1 protein-coding gene is annotated in these 874 nt (G+C 66.9%); it reads left to right on the forward strand.

Features of this window, described 5'->3' with window-relative positions:
* A partial coding sequence (gene metK, locus MYF83_RS42230; RefSeq protein ID WP_248966447.1) for a methionine adenosyltransferase occupies nt 1-874 on the forward strand: 874 nt, incomplete at both ends.

Consider the following 874-nt stretch of genomic DNA (forward strand, 5'->3'; position numbering starts at 1 on the left):
TGTCCCGCCGCCTGTTCACCTCCGAGTCGGTCACCGAGGGCCACCCGGACAAGATCGCAGACCAGATCAGCGACGCGATTCTCGACGCCATGCTCAAGGGCGACCCCAAGAGCCGGGTCGCGGTCGAGACCATGATCACGACCGGCCAGGTCCATGTCGCCGGTGAGGTGACGACGGAGACCTATGTCGACATTCCGGGTCTGATCCGGGAGAAGATCCTGGAGATCGGGTACGACGCGTCGCATAAGGGTTTCGACGGCGCCTCGTGTGGGGTGTCGGTGTCCATTGGCGCGCAGTCGCCCGACATCGCCCAGGGCGTGGACGACGCCTATGAGAACCGTGAGGGTGAGGGCGCCGATGAGCTTGATCGTCAGGGTGCCGGCGACCAGGGGCTGATGTTCGGTTATGCCACGCGGGAGACGCCCGAGCTGATGCCGTTGCCGATCACGCTGGCGCACCGGATGGCCCGCCGGTTGTCGGAGGTGCGCAAGAACGGCACGGTTCCCTATCTGCGTCCCGACGGCAAGACCCAGGTCACCATCGAGTACGACGGCGACCGCCCGGTCCGCCTGGACACCGTGGTCCTGTCGACCCAGCACGCCGCCGGCATCGACCTGAACGACATGCTGGCCCCCGACATCAAGGAGCAGGTGGTCGACCCGATCCTGGACGGCCTCGCGATCGACACCCGCGGCTACCGCCTGCTGGTCAACCCGACGGGCCGGTTCGAGATCGGCGGTCCGATGGGTGACGCGGGCCTGACCGGCCGCAAGATCATCGTGGACACCTATGGTGGCATGGCGCGTCATGGTGGTGGCGCGTTCTCGGGCAAGGATCCCTCCAAGGTGGACCGTTCGGCCGCGTACGCGATGCG

The sequence above is a fragment of the Sphaerisporangium perillae genome (genome assembly GCF_023276435.1).
Lineage (GTDB): Bacteria > Actinomycetota > Actinomycetes > Streptosporangiales > Streptosporangiaceae > Sphaerisporangium > Sphaerisporangium perillae.